16 protein-coding genes are annotated in these 20,742 nt (G+C 42.2%); 8 read left to right on the top strand and 8 right to left on the bottom strand.

The window, feature by feature from the left end; all coding sequences use genetic code 11:
• Nucleotides 1-135 precede the first annotated feature (135 nt).
• Nucleotides 136-1,869, bottom strand: a complete 1,734-nt coding sequence (locus tag AAEY87_RS08870; protein WP_502945463.1) for an acetyl-CoA C-acetyltransferase — start codon at nucleotides 1,867-1,869, stop codon at nucleotides 136-138.
• A gap of 578 nt (nucleotides 1,870-2,447) precedes the next feature.
• On the opposite strand from AAEY87_RS08870, the gene AAEY87_RS08865 reads away from it, so the two are divergent.
• From AAEY87_RS08865 to AAEY87_RS08850, 4 genes are all read left to right on the top strand, one after another.
• Complete coding sequence (locus AAEY87_RS08865; RefSeq protein WP_350656852.1) at nucleotides 2,448-3,848, top strand: 3-oxoacyl-ACP reductase; 1,401 nt, start codon at nucleotides 2,448-2,450, stop codon at nucleotides 3,846-3,848.
• Between the two features lie 328 nt (nucleotides 3,849-4,176).
• Nucleotides 4,177-5,091 (top strand): MaoC family dehydratase, encoded by a 915-nt coding sequence (locus tag AAEY87_RS08860; protein WP_068036126.1) that lies wholly within the window; start codon nucleotides 4,177-4,179, stop codon nucleotides 5,089-5,091.
• 51 nt (nucleotides 5,092-5,142) lie between these two features.
• Entirely contained in the window at nucleotides 5,143-5,658 is a 516-nt protein-coding gene (locus AAEY87_RS08855; RefSeq protein ID WP_068036124.1) for a protein tyrosine phosphatase family protein, read from the top strand.
• A 149-nt stretch (nucleotides 5,659-5,807) separates the two neighbouring features.
• Nucleotides 5,808-7,205 (top strand): serine hydrolase domain-containing protein, encoded by a 1,398-nt coding sequence (locus AAEY87_RS08850; RefSeq protein ID WP_350656850.1) that lies wholly within the window; start codon nucleotides 5,808-5,810, stop codon nucleotides 7,203-7,205.
• Between the two features lie 7 nt (nucleotides 7,206-7,212).
• On the opposite strand, the gene AAEY87_RS08845 is transcribed toward AAEY87_RS08850, so the two are convergent.
• From AAEY87_RS08845 to AAEY87_RS08835, 3 genes are all read right to left on the bottom strand, one after another.
• Nucleotides 7,213-8,463, bottom strand: coding sequence for a cation:proton antiporter (locus AAEY87_RS08845; RefSeq protein WP_068036120.1), 1,251 nt, complete (start codon nucleotides 8,461-8,463; stop codon nucleotides 7,213-7,215).
• A 261-nt stretch (nucleotides 8,464-8,724) separates the two neighbouring features.
• Complete coding sequence (gene ilvD / locus AAEY87_RS08840) at nucleotides 8,725-10,611, bottom strand: dihydroxy-acid dehydratase (RefSeq protein ID WP_068328048.1); 1,887 nt, start codon at nucleotides 10,609-10,611, stop codon at nucleotides 8,725-8,727.
• A gap of 217 nt (nucleotides 10,612-10,828) precedes the next feature.
• A complete protein-coding gene (locus AAEY87_RS08835) occupies nucleotides 10,829-11,575 on the bottom strand; it encodes a hypothetical protein (RefSeq protein WP_350656848.1) in 747 nt (248 codons plus the stop codon).
• A 244-nt stretch (nucleotides 11,576-11,819) separates the two neighbouring features.
• Here AAEY87_RS08835 and AAEY87_RS08830 point away from each other — a divergent pair, with 244 nt between their 5' ends.
• From AAEY87_RS08830 to dusB, 3 genes are all read left to right on the top strand, one after another.
• The gene (locus tag AAEY87_RS08830; protein WP_068328045.1) at nucleotides 11,820-12,263 is read left to right on the top strand and encodes an HIT family protein; all 444 of its coding nucleotides are present in this window, start codon (nucleotides 11,820-11,822) and stop codon (nucleotides 12,261-12,263) included.
• 282 nt (nucleotides 12,264-12,545) lie between these two features.
• Complete coding sequence (locus AAEY87_RS08825; protein ID WP_350656847.1) at nucleotides 12,546-14,591, top strand: BCCT family transporter; 2,046 nt, start codon at nucleotides 12,546-12,548, stop codon at nucleotides 14,589-14,591.
• Nucleotides 14,592-14,711: 120 nt separating this feature from the next.
• Nucleotides 14,712-15,749 (top strand): tRNA dihydrouridine synthase DusB, encoded by a 1,038-nt coding sequence (dusB, locus tag AAEY87_RS08820; RefSeq protein ID WP_082785676.1) that lies wholly within the window; start codon nucleotides 14,712-14,714, stop codon nucleotides 15,747-15,749.
• A 56-nt stretch (nucleotides 15,750-15,805) separates the two neighbouring features.
• Here the strand turns inward: dusB and AAEY87_RS08815 are convergent, their stop codons facing one another.
• The 4 genes from AAEY87_RS08815 to AAEY87_RS08800 all read right to left on the bottom strand — a co-directional run bounded on the left by AAEY87_RS08815 (nucleotide 15,806) and on the right by AAEY87_RS08800 (nucleotide 18,841).
• On the bottom strand, nucleotides 15,806-16,219 hold the full coding sequence (locus AAEY87_RS08815; protein WP_350656871.1) for a DUF1622 domain-containing protein: 414 nt from the start codon (nucleotides 16,217-16,219) through the stop codon (nucleotides 15,806-15,808).
• Between the two features lie 123 nt (nucleotides 16,220-16,342).
• Nucleotides 16,343-16,810, bottom strand: coding sequence for a hypothetical protein (locus tag AAEY87_RS08810; protein ID WP_068036110.1), 468 nt, complete (start codon nucleotides 16,808-16,810; stop codon nucleotides 16,343-16,345).
• A gap of 360 nt (nucleotides 16,811-17,170) precedes the next feature.
• Nucleotides 17,171-17,701, bottom strand: a complete 531-nt coding sequence (locus tag AAEY87_RS08805) for an inorganic diphosphatase (RefSeq protein WP_068036108.1) — start codon at nucleotides 17,699-17,701, stop codon at nucleotides 17,171-17,173.
• A 237-nt stretch (nucleotides 17,702-17,938) separates the two neighbouring features.
• Nucleotides 17,939-18,841, bottom strand: a complete 903-nt coding sequence (locus AAEY87_RS08800; RefSeq protein ID WP_502945465.1) for a lipoyl protein ligase domain-containing protein — start codon at nucleotides 18,839-18,841, stop codon at nucleotides 17,939-17,941.
• Between the two features lie 313 nt (nucleotides 18,842-19,154).
• Here AAEY87_RS08800 and AAEY87_RS08795 point away from each other — a divergent pair, with 313 nt between their 5' ends.
• The gene (locus AAEY87_RS08795; protein WP_068328041.1) at nucleotides 19,155-20,633 is read left to right on the top strand and encodes a coniferyl aldehyde dehydrogenase; all 1,479 of its coding nucleotides are present in this window, start codon (nucleotides 19,155-19,157) and stop codon (nucleotides 20,631-20,633) included.
• Nucleotides 20,634-20,742: the final 109 nt, after the last annotated feature.

Here is a 20,742-nt window from a genome sequence, read left to right as displayed (position 1 = left end):
TTTTAGCATAATAATAACAGTTAATAACTAATAAAAAATGGACAAAAAAACACCCTCTAATCAAAAAATTAAAGGGTGTTTATCGCTAATTAAAGGTTAACCTATTAATGTAGCTAGGACAACTTAATCTATAACTTATTTTTCTAAGATACAAGTCACACCTTGGCCACCAGCTGCGCAGATAGAGATAAGCACGCGACCTGAACCTTTTTGATCTAGCAATTTAGCTGCTGTCGCTAAAATACGTCCACCAGTTGCGGCAAATGGGTGTCCAGCGGCAAGTGATGAGCCATTAACGTTCAACTTACTACGGTCAATAGAGCCTAATGGCGCATCAAGGCCTAGGCGCTCTTGGCAGAATGTCTCATCTTCCCAAGCAGCAAGGGTTGAAAGCACTTGTGAGGCAAATGCTTCATGAATCTCGTAAAAGTCAAAGTCTTGTAGAGTAAGACCAGCACGCTCAAGCATACGTGGTACCGCATAGGCTGGCGCCATTAACAGACCTTCTTTGTTGCCAGATTTACCAATGAAATCAACAGCGGCAGTTTCCTGATGAACGATGTACGCTAATGGCTTAAGTCCACGTGCTTCTGCCCATTCATCATTTGCTAATAGTACACAAGAGGCACCATCAGTTAATGGGGTAGAATTAGCGGCAGTCATGGTTGGATTAGCGTTCTTTTTGCCAAATGCTGGCTTAAGCTTACCCATTTTTTCAAGAGTAGAATCTGGACGCAGATTGTTGTCGCGAGTCAAACCTTTATATGGAGTGATGAGGTCATCAAAGAAGCCTTCATCATAGGCGCGCGCCAAGTTTTTATGACTATTAAAAGCCAATTCATCTTGTGCTTCACGGCTGATATTCCACTCAAGAGCAGTGATTGCTTGATGATCACCCATAGATAGACCAGTGCGCGGCTCGCCGTTTTGTGGTGATTCGATTAAGTCTTTTGGATTTAAACCCATTAATGCTTGCAAGCGTTGCTTGTTATTTTTCGCAGCACCTAACTTTAAAATCACTTTGCGAAGGCCATCACCAACGGCGAGAGGGGCGTCTGAAGTCGTATCGACACCACCAGTAATAGCTGAGTCGATCACGCCTAAGGCAATTTTGTTTGCAGCAGCAAAAGTAGACTGTAAGCCAGTACCGCAAGCTTGAGAGACATCATAAGTAGGTGTGTGCGGGTCTAAGGCAGTATTTAATGCTGCTTCACGGGTCAGGTTTAAATCGCGGCTAAGCTTTAATACTGCGCCAGCAACCACTTCGCCCATACGCTCATCTTGCAAGTTGTAGCGTTCGATTAGGCCATTAAGGGCGGCAGTCAACATATCAATATTGCTAGCATCCGCATAAGGACCGTTTGAGCGTGCGAATGGAATACGGTTACCTCCTAAGATAGCAACGCGATGCTGGCCTGAGCTTAATGTAGTAGCACTGCTCTTTTTGGGCGCTGCGCTTGGTTTTTTAGCCTTAGCCGCTGCTTCATCAGCTTTCTTGTCATCTTGACTGCTGTCTTTTTTGCTGCTCTTAGTCGACTTTTCCGCTGTATTAGATTCAGCTGTAGTATCAAACACATTAAGATCTTCTGACTCGCTCATATTAGATTCGTCAATTAAATCTTCTTTGATTTTCGCTTTTTTCTGAGCTTGCGCGTCATTCTGAGCGTTTTTAGAGTCGTCATCGACTGGGTTGCCATCGGCATCAACGATAGCAGTTGCTTTTTTAAGCTCAGCAATTGAATCATAATGAGCATTACTATCTTGGTCATTATTTTTGGTTTGAGTGTTTTTTTGGGTATTATCAGTTGCTGTGCCGTTGCCCTTAACGACAGTACTTTCGATAACAGGGCTATTTTTTTTGTTACTCATGGAATTATCCTTAAAACGAGTGAATGTAGTAAATGATAAGGCAATAAAATATTGTGATAAATAAGTTAGATCACCAATATATAAGATGTTAGCGGTTTATCGTCGTAATTTTTACCATGTTATTGTATGCCTTTGGCAAGCCAGGTAACAGGTGTTCAGGTTTGAGTAAACAATGAACATGTAGACTGGACAGTATTACTTATTAGTATTGCCTAGATAGTTATTTGATAATATATTGTTATCGGTATTCAATTAAGCTATAACTTCTAGATTTTATTTTAACATATACATTTGTTTTTTAAATATAGAGAAAGTAACTGCTGCGTTTGTAAGTAAGCTCGTTAATCCTTGTTTATATCGTTGACTTTTGGACTTGTTTACCCTAGGCGTGTATAGTTGTGGCAGGTTAAAGCTCACTTACTAAAGACTAATAATTATTCATTATTATGATAGCAGTGAGCCTTTATAATAAGTGTATTCATAATAGGTATGTTTATTTATACCAAGCGCATTCATTAGACACATTCTTTTTTCTATTCGTTATTGATTGTTTAAATTTTCAAATACAGGAGTATTTTATGTCAGACCGTTATGGTGATTTTGTTCAATCTTCTATTGGTAAAAAAGTCGCTAAAAATTTAGGTTTACCGCTACCAGTAAGTCTCGATCGTTTTGAGAGTGGTCAGCGCCTTGTACGAGGTAGTGTATTAGTAGGTTCAGCTACCGGCAATGATAACCGCGTTAGCGAATCTATTGCCCGTATTTTGTCTGAGCTGCATGCTGAAGTCTTTGTTAATAGCAGCGATAGTATTAAAGATACGCTTGCCGATGCCAATGTTGAAGCAAAAGCCAATACAGGTAGCGAAGATAAGTTTAAGGTGTTGTTGTTTGATGCTAGCAATATCAGTAATGCAGATGAGCTAAAGCAAGTATACGAGTTCTTTCATTTTGTCGCACGCCGCGTAGAGAAGTCAGGTCGCGTCATTATCGTTGGTCGTCCACCTGAAGAGATTACTGATGTAGAGACAGCACTAGCTCAACGTGCACTTGAAGGCTTTGTGAAGTCTGTCGGCAAAGAGTTTAAACGTGGTATTACCGCGCAGCTAATCTATGTCGCTGAAGGCTCAGAAAGCAATCTTGATTCAACATTGCGCTTCTTTACCTCAGCACGTTCAGCTTATGTATCAGGACAAGTAGTACGTGTTGGCAAGGGTAGTGCAGTTGAAGTCGACTGGACGCAGCCTTTAGGCGGCAAAACCATGCTAGTCACTGGCGCAAGCCGTGGTATCGGCGAAGCGATTGCTCGTGTTCTAGCTCGTGAAGGCGCGCATGTTATCTGTTTAGATGTACCGCAACAACAAGCCGACTTACAAAAAGTTGCAAGCGAGATTAGCGGATCTACTTTAATGGTTGATATCACTAGCGATGAGGCAGGCGTACAGATCGCAGAAGCTGCTGAAAAGCGTGGTGGTCTGGATTCTATCATTCACAATGCTGGCGTGACTCGTGATAAAACGCTTGCCAAAATGGATGAGCAAAAATGGGATATGGTAATTAATATTAATCTTGCCAGTATTGCCAAGCTTAATCGTTACTTACTTGAAAATGATGTATTAAAAGATGATGCGCGCATCGTTTGTGTGTCTTCAATCTCGGGTATCGCAGGCAATCTTGGTCAGACCAACTATGCTACTTCTAAAGCTGGGGTAATTGGATTGGTCGATGCGACTGCTAAACAGTTAGCAAGCAATGACAAAGGTATGACGATCAATGCGGTCGCTCCTGGTTTTATCGAGACTCAAATGACTGAAGCCATTCCATTTGCGATTCGTGAAGCTGGTCGTCGCATGAACTCAATGAGTCAAGGTGGACTACCAGTCGATGTTGCTGAAACCATCGCGTGGCTAGCGTCTCCTGCTTCTGCTGGTCTCAATGGCAACACGGTACGTGTCTGTGGTCAAAGCTTGCTCGGTGCATAATATTTTCGTACTGTATCAAAACAATGGTGACGTTAGTCAGATTATAAATCATTGATATCACTATTGATTTGTTGTAATTATAATAAGTGCTTACGAAAAATTTGCTGATTTATTGTAATAAAGCTGCCTATGGGTGGCTTTTTTATGATAAAACCACAAGACAAATAAAATAAGCAGAAAGATTTGTTGTTTAACCATTACTTTTATATATGTTTATTTAGTAACTTTTTTGTCCTGTATTTTTGGGGCAAGATGCTGCAAAATAGGCGACTCAGTAGCCAATGGATGTGCTAAGAAAATTTGCTTAAGCCCCAATCAGGATAGATTTATGTCAGATAAACACTATGATGCGTTGCCAAAAGCGCATACCACTTACGCCAATATTATCAAAAGCCTATTACCTATCGGTGATAATGCGAAAGTCGGCAAAGATGAGTTGCCACAAGCGACTTACTATGTGGACGATCTGCACATTGATCAGGGTAACTTAAAAGATTACCGTAAGATTTGCGGTTTCGCTGATGATGGTAAAATTCCGATTACTTACTTTTCGGTGCTATCACAAGCGCTACAGATGAATATGATGGTCAAAGAGCCATTTCCTTTTGCGATGTTGGGGCTAGTGCATGTAGATAATAGTGTCACGCAGTATCGTCCTATTGGCGAACGTGAGACAGTTGCTATGTCCGTGGCGTTCGATAACTTGCGCGATCATGCCCAAGGTCAACAGTTCGACTTTGTCACTACTGTTAAATCGCAAGAAAATGTTATTTGGGAAGGGATTTCAACCTATTTGGCTCGTGGTAAAAAGCCTGATAGTAACGCCAGTAGTAAAAGCAAACCACGTCCGTTGACTGTCAAGCCTATGATTGATGAAGAAGGCACACATGCTATCTTTGAAGTGCCAGAAGATATTGGCCGTCGTTATGCCTTTATATCTGGGGATTTTAATCTTATCCATTTACATCCATTATCCGCACGTGCTTTTGGTTTTCCTAAAGCAATCGCTCATGGTATGTGGTCTAAGGCTAAGTGTTTAGCAATGATGGGTGAATTACCTGATGCGTATACTGCTGAGGTATCATTCAAGCTCCCTATATTTTTGCCATCTGAGGTCGAGTTGATTGCTGAATCGGTAGCAAAACTTGAAAGCAGTGATAACACCTGTAATTTTGGGTTATATAGTGCCAAAAATGATAAGCCGCATCTTGCTGGTGTTGTTAAATTAATCGCAGAAGATTAATCAGTATAAGCTTAACTTTAATCCTAATATCTAACTAACATATATACGACTATGACTCTAAATTCAAATGCCCAACCCCTTACTGATGCAGATGATAATCAAGCTTCGATAGCTGACAATGGTATTAATCTCGCTACAATACTTGAGCCTTATTTTCGCCCTGATGAACAGACGATCGTTTGCGGAGCACTTGATGAAGCCAAAGTGAAAGCTCTAGCAGATGCAGGGGTTGAGCTAATCATTAATTTGCAGCCTGATGACGAGTTGAGCTTTGATGAATCAGCAGCGGTTGAGCGGGCAGGTATGTTTTATGAGCAGCTGCCTATCAGCGGTGTTGCAGATTTAAAGCAGCTTAAAATATTGGCATTTGACAATATTTTGCGTCAGCATCATGGTAAAAAAATAGCCATGCACTGTGGTTCTGGTAACAGAGCAGGAGCAGCGATTGCTCTGCGTGCAGGTTGGCTACGTGGGCGTAAGATGGATACTGCTATGGAACGTGGTCGCAGTCATGGGTTGACGAAGCTGGAAGACGAAGTTTATAAGCGTCTGTTAGTACCGCGTTAGAATATGACTGAGTAACGAAAAGGCGACCAATAGGTGGCCTTTTTTATTAGCAAATAATATATTTGTATTTATGATATGAATCATCAGTATTCAATGCTAAAAAGTTTTATAACCTTTAGCGATTCTAAAAAGAACGGAGCAGGACAACCATGATCGTCAATAATAAAAAAAACAATCAGAATCTTGATAAACAGATCAATAGTGAGTTTCAACAGCGCCTACAACAATTATTGACAGATTTACAATTAGATGATGCGCCAGCAGGTGGCTCATTAGTCGTCTATCAAGCTGGCAGGTGTATTGTGCAAGCAAATGTTGGTATGGCGCAGGCTAACATACCATGGCAGCCGGAAACTTTATCTTTGAATTTTTCAACAGGTAAGGGAGTATTGGCAACACTGGTTCATGTGTTGGTTTCGCAGCAGCTGCTGGATTATGATAAGCCGATTGCTAGTTATTGGCCTGAATTTTCCTCTAATGGTAAAGCAAATATCACGCTACGCACGCTAATGTCCCATCAAGCCAATTTGTTTTCGATTACCAGTATTGATGCTGATAGCGAGGTTTTGCTTGATTGGGATACCATGCTAGATAAGATTGCTGCGATGCCCACAACCTTACCTGAAGACTCATCATTGTATAGTAGTGCTTACAGTGCTTTAGTTTATGGCTGGGTGTTAGGAGGCGTAATAGAATCGGTCACTGACATGTCTCTAGCTGGGGCGCTGTGCTATTATTTAACTGAGCCCTTAGATATTGCAGACAGTTGCTATTTTGGCGTTCCAGGCGACAAAGTAGATAGAGTTGCCCGATTGGTAAAAAACTTCAACATCTCGTATCAAGGTCATACGGCAGAACAACCTCAACTTCGTTCTCGTCGGAACAAGCCAGTATTGAAAGCTGATTCTGAAAATACATTGCGTATTTATGCAAATCTACCAAACTATCGTTGCTGGGAGCAGCATGCTGCAACACCTCATGCAGTTGTAGAGAGTAATAATGACAAAAATATAGATGAATTACCTACATTAGATACGGCACAGATTAATCGCTTGTATCTCAATACCAGCCAGCTAAATTTAAAAAATTATAAGTCAGCACTCATACCTGCCAACAAACAACCTATTGATTACTATAATCGACAGACACTGCAAGCAGTCATTCCAGCGGCTAACGGTGTGGCTTCAGCAAATGCATTAGCGACTATCTATGCCATGCTAGCCAATGGCGGTACATGGCAAGGACAGACCTTAATCGACGCGGCAACATTCGAGCAGCTATCTACTCCGCAAGTCATGGGAATGGATGCGGTAATGCCAGCGCATATGAATTGGCGCTTGGGATATCATCGATTATTTAGCGTTTGCACTGATACTGAATCGGGTTTTGGGCACATGGGCTATAACGGTTCAGTCGCATGGTGTGATCCTACACGACAACTGTCTTTTGCCTTTATACATAATTTTGATGTGACTATGTTAAATGATATCCGTCAGTTTGCGCTAACAGAGGCTATATTAAATCTAGTTGATAAAAATATAGCTTAAATATATTTTATGCATGTGGCTTAGTTGATGTCATCTGTAATAATTTCGGGGCACTTAACCCATGCATAAAAATAGACGCCAAGATAACAATAGAGCATACAACCCAAAGTTTTAGAGCATCTTCTTCACCGAAAAAACCCTGATTAAGCGCATACGATAAATAATACAGGGTACCAATACCCCGAATACCGAGAGCGGATATCGCATATTTTTCTGTTCGGGGTAGGTTTAATCCTGATAACGCAATAATGCCGCCAATCGGACGTATCAATAGCAAAAAGGTAAAGCTAACTATATAGACTCGCCATGTCAACTCAACACCTGACTGCAAACCTTGACCAATTAGCATGCCAAAAGCTACCAGTACTAAAGACATTAACAGACCTTCTGACTGTTCAGCAAAATCATGTAATTTTTCATGATAGCTATGCTTATGCTCTGAGCGACGAAACGCAAATGCAGCGACAAATACAGCAATAAAGCCATAACTGTGCACATACTCAGCTAAGCCATAAGCCAGTAATGTCAATGCAATGACCACATAGCCTTGAGAGATAGTAGTCTCACGAGTATGTTTTGAAAACACCAGTTTTGCCAAGACTTTTCCAACGACAATACCGACTACTAGACCGGCACCAATCTTCCATAACACGTCATGTGTAAACCATGACCACAGCATCTCGCTGGTAAAGCGTTTATCTTCGCTAAACGCCTCTGCTATTTTAATTGCCAAATAAACGAATGGAAAAGCCAGTCCATCGTTCAAACCTGCTTCTGACGTTAAGGTAAAGCGCGGCGTATCTTCACCGCCCGTGTTCGGCGGGCCTACCTGAATGCTTGACGCTAATACGGGATCGGTAGGCGCAAGTACTGCTCCCAACAAAATCGCTGCACCCATGCTTAGACCAAACGCATAATAGCCCAAAAAAGCCATTGCAAAAATACCAATAGGCATAGTAATCAGCAGTAAACGTATAGTAGGGCGCCACAAGCGCCATGATAATGGTGTATCAATCTTGATACCAGCGCCAACGAGCGATACGAGCACTACAATCTCAGTGATTTTCTCAATAACGACGCCATTCTCCATAGGATCCAGAAATGACAATGAGAGCCATAAATAACCGACTATGATGCCAAAGCTTACTTGAAGCATAGGTAGAGATATGGGTAGGCGCTTAAACATAATTGGGAACAATGCCCCAAATAAAAAAGCGATACCGCAGACCAATAAGAATAAATTATAATTTTCAATCATTAGGTTTGTGTATGCCCCTAGAACCATCTAAAACATTATTTCGTCTTTCAATGGAAGGTTAATGATAGTTATCGGTGAAAGTAGAAAGTTATAAGATTTCCAACACGGCTAATAAGGCGGCTGAAAAAATCTATCATGACTGGAAAATAGAATTAGTTCCGCAAAAAATCGTTATCAAAACGATAGCTGCGTTGTTTTTTGGTGAAAAAAAAGCCTGCATAGCGCAGGCTTGATTTAAAAAATTAAATTGTTTGTCTGCAATTAACGCTCGACTTGACTCACATCACGTACCGCGCCAGTATCAGCGCTGGTAGTCATGGCAGCATAAGCACGTAGGGCAGGAGAGACATGACGTTCACGACTTACTGGCTTCCAAGCATCGCGACCGCGAGCTTCCATGGCTTCGCGGCGAGTGGCCAAATCTGCATCGCTGACCTGCATATTGATGGTACGGTTTGGAATGTCGATATGAATAGTATCGCCTTCTTCAACCAGACCAATCGCACCGCCTTCAGCCGCTTCAGGGCTGGCATGACCAATTGATAAACCTGATGTGCCACCAGAAAAACGGCCATCGGTGAGTAGGGCGCATTCTTTACCTAGACCTTTAGATTTAAGATAAGTCGTTGGATACAGCATCTCTTGCATACCAGGACCGCCTTTTGGTCCTTCATAGCGGATGATAACGACGTCACCTGCTACGATGTTGTCAGCCAATACGGCGGCGACGGCATCATCTTGTGACTCAAAGAGTCGTGCGCGACCGGTAAAAGTTAAGATGCTCTCATCGACGCCTGCGGTTTTAACCACGCAGCCACGCTCAGCGATATTGCCATACAACACTGCAAGGCCACCATCTTCTGAATAGGCATGCTGAGCACTGCGGATACAGCCTGACTCACGGTTAACGTCTAGATTTGACCATTCTTTTGACTGAGAGAACGCTTCGGTTGTACGTACGCCACCAGGGGCGGCGATATATCGTGCACGCGCCTCAGAATTATCAGGATTCATAATATCCCACTTATCGATAGCTTCTTTCATCGTCGCACTATGAATGGTCGGCACGTCAGTCTTCAGTAATCCTGCACGATCAAGCTCGGCCAATAATGCAAAGACACCGCCGGCACGATGCACATCTTCCATATGGTATTTTTGTGAGGCAGGCGCAACTTTTGCAAGGCAAGGCACACCGCGACTTAGGCGATCAATATCTGACATTTTAAAATCGACTTCTGCTTCGTTAGCTGCTGCTAATAAATGCAAAATAGTATTGGTCGAGCCGCCCATCGCGATATCTAATGTCATCGCATTTTCAAAAGCCGCCTTGCTGGCGATGGAGCGCGGTAATACCGAATCATCATCTTGCTCATAACGACGTTTGGCAAGCGAGACAATGGTACGCCCAGCTTCTAAAAACAGCTCGCGACGCAGCGAATGAGTCGCCAACAGCGAGCCATTACCCGGTAAGGCCAATCCTAAGGCTTCGGTCAAACAGTTCATCGAGTTGGCAGTAAACATACCAGAGCACGAACCGCAAGTAGGGCAGGCTGAGGCTTCAATAGCCGCCACATCTTCATCACTAATGCTATCATCAGCGGCGTCCATCATCGCATCAACAAGGTCAAGTTTACGAACCGCACTGCCGTTACTGTCTTCATTATTGTGACTTTTACCAACCGTACTGGCTAGAATTTTGCCCGCTTCCATCGGCCCACCTGAAATAAACACTACTGGAATATTTAGACGCATTGCAGCCATTAACATACCAGGAGTGATTTTATCGCAGTTGGAAATACAAACTAACGCATCAGCGCAGTGAGCGTTGACCATGTATTCGACAGAGTCGGCAATCAAGTCGCGACTTGGCAGTGAATACAACATACCGCTATGACCCATCGCAATACCATCATCGACCGCAATAGTATTAAACTCTTTTGCGACACCGCCAGCTTTTTCAATCTCGCGTGCGACCAGTTGTCCAAGGTCTTTTAAATGCACGTGACCGGGTACAAACTGGGTGAATGAGTTGGCAATGGCAATAATAGGCTTGCCAAAGTCGCCATCAGTCATGCCAGTTGCGCGCCATAGTGCGCGTGCACCTGCCATATTACGACCGCCGGTAGAGGTTTTTGAGCGATAATCCATTTGATATTCCTTACAAATAGGCGAGGTTTATTGAAAAATTTAGCCTCAGCTTTGATGTTGATAGTGTGCTTTTTTAAAGTGTGCTTTTTATAGCCTCTGAGTACTAGTGAATAATACTAGGCCGTTACCATACCATTAGATATGAGTAACTAAAAACAATTCGTCGATAATGATACTTCGATTGTAATATCATAATAAGGAGCCTGAAGGTAAGGTGCTACCCAACCCGTTCTAAAATTGCCGTTTCAAACCAAGGTAATTCTGTTTTGTCGGCTTCTAATTTGGTAATAATTGCTAAAGCGTGAGGGGCTAATAGCTGTTGATAATCAGTACTAGCATCAATAGTGAGTAGCGGCTCATCGCTTGTACTCTGCTCATCAATACTGACTAGGGTTTGCTTAGCATTTTTATAAAGAACATCTACACGGCCAAAAAACTGCCAGTCTTTAAAAGCAGCTGTCATAGCATCATCCGCGTCCTTGGTGTATACCTGCTGCGTCGCTTTGCCTGTATTCGTCCAATGTAGGTGTACGGCTAATTGCAGGGCTTCACTAAAGACAACCAGCGAGCCGATTACTTTGACGTGCCAAGGGCTTGCTAATAAACCGTCTGCAATCCCAATAAGCTTGGCAGCAGCATCGGCCGTCATAGGCGTATTAAATTGTGCAAGCAGAGCAGGTGTCAACGGATGGGTCTGTTTGACACTATCATCTAAACTATCGTAATGATACAAGAACAGCATTGGAACATCTTGTGTAACCGTCTTTTCACTGATTTTGCAGTTGTGAATTTGCCAACTGATAGTCGTATCGGTTAGTGCTTCAGCTAGGATAATGGTGTTTGGGGCGATAGTTTTTGGACTGGCGCTATTTTCCAGTGATTCTACATGATCTGACACTGCAGATAATGGTGTATCAGAATCAGAATTAGATGATGACTGAGTAGGTAAGGTAGTCAAATTCATAAACCTAACATTAACAAAGTGAGGGCTTAATATAGCATTGAATAGGGCTTGCACGCCAATAAAATAGAGTGTTTAGATTGCTAATATTGTTAGAAGATAGCTATCAAGTAGCGACTTGCCTGCACGTTAACAGTTTTAGATGTGTCTTGTACTCAGACTATATTTCGTCCACTATATATGGCAGGTAATATGTAACCAGATACGATGATGCATTAACCATTAATAAATATTTAAGGAAAAAATAATGACACAAGCTAATCAGAAAACCAAATACGATGAAAACAATATTTTTGCCAAAATGCTAAACGGTGATATTCCATATCACAAGGTTTATGAAGATGATAAAACCCTCGCCTTTATGGATATTATGCCGCAAGCAGAGGGTCATGTACTGGTAATACCTAAGCAAAAAGCCGTTGATTTAGTGGATCTTGAACCAGAATATGCCGCAGCTGTTTTGATGACGTCTAAAAAGGTCATGCAAGCGCAACGTCAGGTATTTGAGCGTGAAGGTATTATTCAAATGCAATTGAATGGATCGCAAGCTGGGCAGACGGTATTTCATTACCATGTACATCTGATTCCATCAAGCATCCATGAGCTAGGTCGCCATGCAGTTAAGCAGGCAGATAGTGAAAAACTTGCTGAAACTGCCAAACAACTTGCAGCGATAATTTCCGATTCATAAAATAAAAACACTGTTTTTTAATCTGGTAAAGCCAGTTTGATCGTTATATATTAAGGTTTTCTCAATAAGTATAACTAGGCAGCTAGCAAGCTGCCTTTTTTATTGCTTGGTAATAGTCATGTAACAATCGTTAAAGTAGTGTTACAAGTCAGTGCTACATCTGGGGTTCAGACAAAGAGTATGGTACAAACTATATTTTGTTGGGCGCATCGGTTCTACATTGCTTCTACGAATGACCTTTTTATTCAATAACGCTGCATTAATTTGAGGACATTATTTTTTATGAGTAAATTACCTCGCTCTACCATTTTGCTGCCAGTATTTTTACCAGCAGCTGCCATCATGCTGTTGCTGGTGATTGGCACAGCGATTAATCCAGTAGCTGCTGGCGAGTTATTTAGTACAGTACTGGCTTTTACCACCGATACTTTCGGTTGGTTTTATATGTTAGCAGTCGCTATATTCTTAGTGTTTATTGTTGCCTTAGCATTTTCATCTTATGGCAGTATTAAGCTGGGTCCTGACCATGCAGAGGCTGAGTATAAGTTTCTTGAATGGTTTGCCATGTTGTTTTCGGCAGGCTACGGTATTGCCTTGCTATTCTATGGTGTCGCCGAACCTGTGCTACATTTTGCAACGCCGCCATTGTCAGAGCCTCAAACCATAGCTGCGGCCAAAGAAGCCATGCAAATTGCTTATTTTCACTGGGGTTTTCATATTTGGGCTATTTATGGCGTGGTAGGTTTATCACTGGCGTATTTTTCCTTTCGTCATGGCTTGCCATTGTCAGTGCGCTCAACCTTATATCCATTAATTGGTGACAAGATCTATGGCCCTATTGGCCATACCGTCGATGTGTTTGCGATTGTGGGTACCATGTTCGGTATCGCCACTAGCCTAGGTCTATCGGTGGCGCAAATTAACGCTGGGCTAAATTATTTGCTACCAAATATGGTTCCAGTTAGTACGACTGTGCAGGTTATTATCATTGCCTTAGTGACAGCTGCTGCCTTGGTATCTGTGTTAGCAGGTATGGATAAAGGCGTAAAGCGGTTGTCTATCTTAAACATGTTGCTAGCAACGGCACTGATGCTATTTGTATTTATCGTTGGCCCTACTGTTTTTCTTCTAAATGCTTTTATGGAAAATACAGGCAGCTATTTGGGTAATATCGTTGAGCGTACCTTTAGCTTGCAAGCTTATCAATCGAGTGATTGGATTGGTAGCTGGACACTATTTATCTTTGCATGGACGATTGCATGGGCGCCTTTTGTCGGTTTATTTATTGCTAAGATTAGTCGTGGTCGCACCATTCGTGAGTTTGTGTTAGGCGTAATGTTGGTGCCAACGCTATTTACTTTCTTTTGGTTCTCGGTATTTGGTGATACCGCGTTACATATGATTATGGTTGATGGTTACGACGCCTTGATTAGTGAAGTGCAGAATAACCAAGCGATAGCGTTATTTAAATTGTTAGAGAATTTGCCATTCACCCAGATAGTGTCATCATTGACAGTAATATTAATTATTACCTTTTTTGTGACTTCATCGGATTCAGGGTCATTGGTTATTGACTCGCTTGCTGCGGGCGGGCGTAGTGATACGCCATGGTGGCAGCGCTCGTTTTGGGTGATAACTGAAGGGGCAGTCGCCGCAGCTCTACTCATCGCTGGTGGTCTAAGCGCTTTGCAAACAGCCGCTATCGTCAGCGCCTTACCCTTTGCAGTCATTATATTGATTTCGACATTTGGTATGTGGCGTGCGCTACGTATTGAAGGACATCGCAATCAGAGTCTAGCCAATGACAATCATCTTCCGCCACATCTACTCAAACTCGACGCCTGGCGTGACCGTATTGATTATATAACCAATCAGCCAACGCGTGATAAAGTGCTTGGTTATATAAAAGGCACGGTTCTATCGTCAATGCGTGAAGTTGCAGAGAAGTTTGCCGAAACAGGTTGGTTACCTGATGTTAACTATGATGAGGTTAATGATCGTGCTGTATTGGAGTTAAGACGTGGTGATAACGTTGAATTCTGGTACGAAGTTCGTTTGTCAGAGCATGAGATTCCTGACTATTATACTGAGGATATGGCCAATGAATTACCGCAAGAGCACCATCATCGTGCTGAGGTATATCTACGCCGTGGCGGTCAAACCTATGATTTATATGGTTATCAATCAGAATCGGTGATTAATGATATCATTGATCAGTTTGAAAAATACCTACACTTCTTAAATGTCTCGCCAGATAGTTTACCGTGGCGCATGCAAGAGCATGATGAAGATATCACTTTAGAGCAGGGTAGTGTGTTTGATAAATAGTTGGTTTAATTATTAAAACTGAGTATTTATTGTTGCAAGTTATTCATCTGAATGGCTTGCAATAAAGTCAAGAACCCTTAGAATAACGGCTTGTTTTCACCATGAATCAAGCCGTTTTTTATGCCTATAAATAATCCAGTTTCTTCTGAGTCGTCAGCACAAATCGCTAATGATCATCCGTTGTTACAACCGTTAACTATCGGTGGTCTGACGATTGAAAACCGTCTGATGGTGGCGCCGATGGCAGGTGTGACGGACAATCCCTTTCGCAGATTATGCAAATCATTTGGTGCCGGTCACGCAGTCAGCGAGATGATAATCGCTGATACGGCGCTTTATGCTCGCAAAAAATCTCTCTATCGTGCCAATTTTGATAACGAAATCGCGCCAATTTCTGCCCAAATAGCTGGGGCTGAGCCGGATAAGCTTGCTGAGGCGGCACGTTATCAGATTGATAATGGTGCGCAGATTATCGATATCAATATGGGCTGTCCCGCCAAAAAAGTCTGTCGCAAGCTAGCGGGTTCTGCATTGCTGCAAGACGAAGATTTGGTCGCGCGTTTATTAGATGCTGCGGTAAATAGCGTAAATGCACCTGTGACATTAAAAACGCGCTTGGGTTTTGAGAATGGACGCGAGAATATTTTGCGCGTGGCGAAGCGAGCAGAGCAAGCGGGTATTGCTGCCATTGCTATTCATGGGCGCACTCGTGAGGATATGTATACAGGCGAAGCGCGTTATGAGCTGATACGTGAAGTTAAAGAAAGCATCAGCATTCCGGTCATTGCCAATGGTGATATTGATAGCGCGCAAAAGGCTCAGCGTGTTTACGAGTTAACAGGCTGCGATGCGGTGATGATTGGCCGTGCTGCTCAAGGGCAACCGTGGTTATTTCGTGATATCGGGCATTTTTTGCGTACTGGTGAGAGTCTATCTGCGCCAAGTGTTAGCGAAATCAAAGAGATTGTACTGGCACATCTGCAAGAGCTATATGGCTTTTACGGTGAATACTCTGGTTGCCGTATCGCCCGCAAGCATATTGCTTGGTATACCACGGGTATTCCTAACTCTAATGCTTTTCGCCAAGCGATGTATGGTGAGGAGAGCACCGCTGGGCAGTTTCGCGTGGTCGAGGCTTTTTTGCAAGCGCACGAATGACTTAAATAGCTGTCATACCAATAGCATTATCTACAATGCGTCTTTTGAGTTTGAGGTCAAGGGTCTAAATCTGGATTTGAGTTATCAAAGGTTTCATTGTGAAGTTTTTGATTCACACGCTGTGACCCCTGTGGTGATTTTTCTTTTTGCCAAGGGAAGCGTCCTTCTAGCTCGACTTGTAGTGACAAGCTCAAAAAAGTTCGAATAAGTACGATAAAGCCTAATACTAGAACACTGCGTAACGTAGGTTCTGTAACGACAGTTGCCATAATGTCGGCAGCGATGAGTACCTCTAAACCTAGCAAAATAGACTTGCCAACGGTCTGCCTAATCTGGACGTAGGTATCATGATTGAAACCGCCAGTTAAGCGAATGCCTCGATAAAAAGCAAAAAATAATCCAAAGAACATAATAAGTACACCAATGACTTCGACTATCTTGGCAATCACATCAATGTAATGGGCTAACATTTCTATCAAAATATTCATCCTCATCATTAAGCAGGGTTAATTAGCTTGAATATAGGCAATACTCTACAATCCAGATATTCGCTTAACTTAAATTGTTATGTTATTTGTTAATAGTTTGAAGTGTTAGCCAAATACGCGCCATAGTATCCAAAACAATCCTGCCATAATGGCCGCAATGACTATCAGCCGCTTAGCCCAATAAGGGAGGAGCGGTTTTTTATAGCCTATATCATTTAATTTACTATCAACGCCTTTTTGTAAGCTTTTAAATCCTTGTTCAGATTTCGTTGTTTTGACGCGATGCTTGATTAATGATTCAGGCATGGTTTCTACTTCTGGTTCTCTATCAAAGCTGAGGGCTTCGTTTGGAATGCCTTGTTTATTAGCAATAGTGGTAAGGTTTTGCTGTTGTTTGTTCTTAAGCTCGGTCTCATAAGCATCGATACGCAACTTTGCTTCGTCCATACTGATATTCTCATCTTCCGCTAAAGACTTAATCGCCATGACTAAATTGCCTTTTTCGACCATCATAATGATAGCTTTTGGCAGCTTTGCACTGATAGGTTTTAAGTTTGGGTCGGAGTTAAACATGGTAGTCCTTGCTATTTAATGACGTTAAAGCGCTGGTAAAGAATGATGACCATTATAGCAATGTTATCTCTATAAAATTATTGTTGGATGGTACAGTTGATACTAGATTAAATGGATACACTAGCTTATGACGCGAGACTGGGAAAAATTTTTCTTGCGTGCTGTGTCTACGCTGACAAAGGCTGCGCAAAATTTGTCCCAGTCTCACTGAATCTCTTTTATATTGACCTGACTATAAGGTAAAACCTTTATAACTTGATAGTTTTTCAATACGACCTAAATTTACACAAAAAAATACCGCCGTCATGACGATGATTGCGGTATTTTAAATAATGCTTACTTATCACCTAAAGCGATAATTTACATATCTTTCCAGCGTTGGATAGACTCTTTAATCACTTCTTTCGCTTCTGCGACATCACCCCATGATTCAACCACAGTAGTACCTGGTTTTTTAAGGTCTTTATAATGGCTAAAATGGAACTCTAACTGTTTGATGATTTGCTCAGGTAGGTCTGCTAAGCTGTTATAGGCATTACCATTGTTGCGATCATCAGCTGGTACAACGACGATTTTGTCATCAACTTCACCATCATCAACGAACTTCATCACACCGATAACTTTGGCTTTTAAGAAGATACCAGTCGTTAAAGGCTGCTCAGTAAGAATTAGCGCATCAAGCTCATCACCATCTTCATCAAGCGTTTGTGGGATAAAACCATAGTTGCAAGGTTTGGCGAAAATCTGTGGGTCAATACGGTCAAGCTCAAATACGGCTAACTCGCGATTCCATTCGATTTTGTGACTGCTACCAGTTGGGATTTCGATTACGACATTAATAATGCCGCCATCAACGTCGCCTGCGTCTAAGATTTTATTGAAGTCTGCCATAGAATGCTCCTATTTGCTTTTGTTATAAATGCTTGGTTAGCGGAAAATAATTAAAGGGTCATATATTGGCGTAGTATGTTTATCGCTATGCCTAATCTGTGCCGCCTGCGAGTATAACAAGTTTGGCTTAAATTTTCTCATTAAGCTTAAGTCCAAGAAGGCACGATATTATGCAAAATAAGACTCAATAACGCAAATTGACACGAGACGATTAACTCAAGACGTTAAGTCCAGCTGCTATTTATAGGAGGCGATTGGACGTAATTCAATCAGGCCTGCATGACGTTTGGCAATGTTATCGATGAGCTTTTGGGTAATTTGCTCATAACCTAATGCTTCGTTTGTTTGCTTATTCTGTTTCTCACTCATCGCTACAAAGTCAGCCAATCGCAACATCTGCATGCCAGCATAACCGCAAGGGTTAATCGCATTAAATGCTGATAAATCACAATTTAGATTTAACGCAATGCCATGATAGCTAAAGCCATGCTTAATCTTAAAACCTAGTGAAGCGATTTTACCTAACATAATGGCGTCTTCTGCTGGCGAGACAGACTGGTTGTCACCATTTCTATCAATATCAACGTCAGCATCGCCATTTTGCGTATGAGACATGTTGGCATATAAATAGACACCTGGCGCATCGCGACGCGAATGAGCGCTGATATTGCCATTAATATTGTCATTATTAATGTCAGATGATGCCAGACTTTTTAAACAGTCGTTGACTACATCTTCTATCGCTTGCTCGGCATGTGACACGAGATTGCGGACGCTCCAGCCGAGACTATGTAGGTCAAATAGCCAGTAGACGACCAGTTGTCCATGTCCATGCCACGTCACCTGTCCACCGCGATCGGTCTTAATGATGGGTGTGTCTGTATGCTGCAAAATATGTTCTTCTTTACCTGCCTGCCCAAGGGTATAGACATCGTTATGATCAATTACCCATAACTCGTCAGGCGTACGCAAGCTTTGTTCTTTCTTTAAGGCGATACGTTCCAGTGTGCGCTCTAGCATCGCGTCATGAGTAGGATTGTAGTCAGCAGAGGATAACGATTTTCTGACGAGCATATCGCTTATTTGTTGTGAGGTTTGTTGCGACGTTTCTGATGATGTTATTTGCATCGTTTCTGGTATGGGTTTTTGCATGACGGTCAGCATCTTATTGTTGTATGAGCAATTTGCTTTAGGTAAGATAGATAATGATACTAAATAGGTAATAATATTAAATAATTAATGATAATAACGAGTTTAGCAGTTTTTGCTATTATCACCCAACCTTAAATAGGCGAATGCTTCCTTCTTAGATAATACAGATGCTGCTTCAAAAAATAATTTATGCAAACCTACCAGTATGTGAATCGACCTTTTCATTCATTGATCAATGCGCTACATTAAATAGCAACTGGCTAGGGTGCTTTCACTTTAGCGTGTACGACAAGGACGACACATGACAGATCATGACCAAACTATAAACGACCAAGCTATAAATACTCAAATGACAAGCAGCTCTGATACCTCGCTGAGCACTATTACTACTATAGAACAATTACAGGCGAAATTTTCACACCTGCAAACCCTAAGTCGCACCCATCCTATTACTGATTGGGCAACTCGTGAGGCTCAGTTAGACAATCTAGAAGCTCTACTTAGCGATAATCAAAAAAACTTGGCCAAGGCTATCAGTGCAGATTTTGGCTATCGTAGCGAGTCAGAAACTCAGTTTGCAGAGCTATTCCCTAGCTTTACTGGTATCAGTCATGCCAAAAAACATGGCAAGGCATGGATGAAAACCCGCCGCGTTTCTATTTCAGCATTATATATGCCCGCGCACAATGAGATTCAGCCGCAGCCATTAGGAGTGGTTGGCATTATGGTGCCATGGAATTATCCGCTATTTTTGGCAATAGGACCGATGATTGATGCACTTACCGCTGGTAATCGGGTAATGGTTAAAATGAGTGAGGCCGCGCCCAAATTTGCCGAAGCTTTTGCTAAAGCAGTCGCGCATTATTTTTCACCAGATATGGTCTGTGTGGTACTGGGAGAAGTCGATATTGCTGAGGCTTTTAGTAAGTTACCTTTTGATCATCTACTCTATACTGGCTCTACTGCAGTGGGCAAAAAAGTCATGGCGGCTGCGGCACCGAATTTAACGCCAGTGACTCTTGAGCTTGGTGGTAAATCACCGGTCATCGTGCTTGATGATGTGAATCTTGAAAATGCGGTTAATCGGGTAATGATGGGTAAAACCCTTAATGCGGGTCAGACTTGTATCGCGCCTGATTATGTATTGATTCAACGTCAACATCACGAGCGCTTTATTAGCCTAGCAAAAGAGTGGATGCAAAAACACTATCCCAATATTGACAATAACCAAGACTATAGCCACATTATCAATGATGAGCAGTTTAAGCGTGTAGCAGGTTATCTGCAAAAGTTGCCAGCTGATAGTGTGCAGCCGCTTACTGATGTTGAGGCAAGCTCTGAGACGCGCTTAATGCCACCAGTTGTCGTTGCTGATCCTGAGGCGGATAGTGAAGTAATGCAAAATGAGATTTTTGCACCGATTTTGCCACTGATGCATTATGAGACGCTTGATGATGCGATTCATTTTATCAATGCGCGTCCACGTCCATTGGCGCTATATGTGTTTGGTAACAATGATCGCGATATCGACAAGGTGCGTACGCATACGGTGTCGGGCGGAGTCTGTATTAATGAGGTCATCTTGCATGTGACCCAGCATGATTTGCCGTTTGGCGGAGTAGGACATTCAGGTGTCGGTGCGTATCATGGCAAAGCAGGGTTTGAGCGCTTAAGTCATATGAAGCCTGTCTTCGTACAATCTAAACTTAATGGTATGAACTTGCTGTTACCGCCTTATGGCGAGCTGTTTAGAAAAGGTATGGCTCTGCTGTTAAAGTAACCAATATTTGAGTTTTGCCATTCAAAGTATCATAGCGTCTATTAACATAGGCGCTATTTTTTGTTTGAAATACAGTCAGTATTCAAGAAAAAGCTATAGCCATTAGAAC

The organism is Psychrobacter sp. S1-30-MNA-CIBAN-0213 (assembly GCF_040309845.1).
Lineage (GTDB): Bacteria > Pseudomonadota > Gammaproteobacteria > Pseudomonadales > Moraxellaceae > Psychrobacter.
Note: the sequence above shows the minus strand (reverse complement) of the source record. Positions and strands in the feature narration are given on the sequence as shown.

Excerpts from the sequence above, each read along its gene's own strand:
- AAEY87_RS08870 (WP_502945463.1), bottom strand. The coding sequence starts at position 1,869 with ATGAGTAACAAAAAAAATAGCCCTGTTATCGAAAGTACTGTCGTTAAG.
- AAEY87_RS08865 (WP_350656852.1), top strand. The coding sequence starts at position 2,448 with ATGTCAGACCGTTATGGTGATTTTGTTCAATCTTCTATTGGTAAAAAA.
- AAEY87_RS08860 (WP_068036126.1), top strand. The coding sequence starts at position 4,177 with ATGTCAGATAAACACTATGATGCGTTGCCAAAAGCGCATACCACTTAC.
- AAEY87_RS08855 (WP_068036124.1), top strand. The coding sequence starts at position 5,143 with ATGACTCTAAATTCAAATGCCCAACCCCTTACTGATGCAGATGATAAT.
- AAEY87_RS08850 (WP_350656850.1), top strand. The coding sequence starts at position 5,808 with ATGATCGTCAATAATAAAAAAAACAATCAGAATCTTGATAAACAGATC.
- AAEY87_RS08845 (WP_068036120.1), bottom strand. The coding sequence starts at position 8,463 with ATGATTGAAAATTATAATTTATTCTTATTGGTCTGCGGTATCGCTTTT.
- ilvD (WP_068328048.1), bottom strand. The coding sequence starts at position 10,611 with ATGGATTATCGCTCAAAAACCTCTACCGGCGGTCGTAATATGGCAGGT.
- AAEY87_RS08835 (WP_350656848.1), bottom strand. The coding sequence starts at position 11,575 with ATGAATTTGACTACCTTACCTACTCAGTCATCATCTAATTCTGATTCT.
- AAEY87_RS08830 (WP_068328045.1), top strand. The coding sequence starts at position 11,820 with ATGACACAAGCTAATCAGAAAACCAAATACGATGAAAACAATATTTTT.
- AAEY87_RS08825 (WP_350656847.1), top strand. The coding sequence starts at position 12,546 with ATGAGTAAATTACCTCGCTCTACCATTTTGCTGCCAGTATTTTTACCA.
- dusB (WP_082785676.1), top strand. The coding sequence starts at position 14,712 with ATGCCTATAAATAATCCAGTTTCTTCTGAGTCGTCAGCACAAATCGCT.
- AAEY87_RS08815 (WP_350656871.1), bottom strand. The coding sequence starts at position 16,219 with ATGTTAGCCCATTACATTGATGTGATTGCCAAGATAGTCGAAGTCATT.
- AAEY87_RS08810 (WP_068036110.1), bottom strand. The coding sequence starts at position 16,810 with ATGTTTAACTCCGACCCAAACTTAAAACCTATCAGTGCAAAGCTGCCA.
- AAEY87_RS08805 (WP_068036108.1), bottom strand. The coding sequence starts at position 17,701 with ATGGCAGACTTCAATAAAATCTTAGACGCAGGCGACGTTGATGGCGGC.
- AAEY87_RS08795 (WP_068328041.1), top strand. The coding sequence starts at position 19,155 with ATGACAGATCATGACCAAACTATAAACGACCAAGCTATAAATACTCAA.